The 1,237-nt window shown below is 70.2% G+C and carries 2 protein-coding genes; one reads left to right on the forward strand and one right to left on the reverse strand.

Annotated features, from left to right (window positions below):
• Positions 1 to 732 (reverse strand): MFS transporter (locus tag ACFU7D_RS29685; RefSeq protein ID WP_378874130.1); only part of this gene is annotated, 732 nt, incomplete at its 3' end.
• A 114-nt stretch (positions 733 to 846) separates the two neighbouring features.
• On the opposite strand from ACFU7D_RS29685, the gene ACFU7D_RS29690 reads away from it, so the two are divergent.
• A partial coding sequence (locus ACFU7D_RS29690; RefSeq protein WP_378874132.1) for a GntR family transcriptional regulator occupies positions 847 to 1,237 on the forward strand: 391 nt, incomplete at its 3' end.

The following is a 1,237-nucleotide window of genomic DNA, read 5'->3' on the forward strand; positions in this document are numbered from 1 at the left end:
ACCGAGCACGAGCCCCACGAGGACGCAGGCCGCGGGCAGCGGCTCGTAACCGTGCCGGGCCCATTCCTTGATGCCGTAGATGACGGTGAGGAGGGCACCGAGTGAGAGCGCGGCGCTGAGCACGTCGAAGCGGCCGTGCGCGGCGGTCGCGGTCTCCGGCACCAGGAGGGGCACGAGCACCAGCAGCAGCGCCATCGCGGGAAGGTTGATGAGGAACACCGAGCCCCACCAGAAGTGTTCGAGGAGCAGCCCGCTGACGACCGGCCCGAGGGAGATGCCGGCGGTCATGACACCGGTCCAGAGGGTCACCGCCTTCGCGCGCTGCTTCGCGTCGTGGAAGAGGTTGCGGATCAGCGCCAGGGTGGAGGGCATCAGGGCGGCCCCGCCGATCCCGAGCAACGCGCGTACGGCGATGAGCACTTCGGCGGACTGCGCGTACGCGGCGGCCACCGAGGCCGCTCCGAACACCGCCGCTCCCGCCAGGACCAGGGCGCGCCGCCCGATGCGGTCACCGAGGGAGCCCATGACGATGAGCAGGCCGGCGAGCACGAAGCCGTACATGTCCAGGATCCACAACTGCTGTGTGGCGCTGGGCTCCAGGTCCTGGCTGATGAACGGGATGGCGAAGTAGAGGATGGACACGTCCATCGACACGAGGAGCAGCGGCAGCATCAGGACGCCGAGGGCGGTCCATTCCTTACGGCCCGCGAGGGGACCGGATGTGTTCTCCATGCTCCGTACGGAAGCGGGCCGTCACGTACACCGCAAACAGCAACCTAGTGCACCGGCGGGAACCCGCAGATGAACGGGTTACGGCGACACCAGGTGCACTAGTACGGTGCCGCCATGACGACCGAACCGCCCTACCTCCGCATCGCCGGGGAGATCCGCCGCCGCATCGAGTCGGGCGAGCTGGCCCCGGGCGATCCGGTCCCCTCCACCCGCGGGATCACGCAGGAGTGGGGCGTCGCGATGGCCACCGCCACGAAGGCCCTCGGGGCACTGAACCAGGAAGGACTGGTACGGGCGGTGCCCGGCGTCGGCACGGTGGTCGCGGAGAGCGGCCGGGAACGCGCCACGACGCCCGCCCGCCAGCTGAGCCGGGAGCACATCGTCCGCACGGCGATAGAGCTGGTGGACGCGGAGGGCCTCGCCGCGCTGTCGATGCGGCGCATCGCGACGGAATTCGGCACGTCCACCATGGCGCTCTACCGCCACGTCCCGAGCAAGGGCGAGC

Source organism: Nocardioides sp. NPDC057577, from assembly GCF_042801335.1.
GTDB lineage: Bacteria > Actinomycetota > Actinomycetes > Propionibacteriales > Nocardioidaceae > Nocardioides.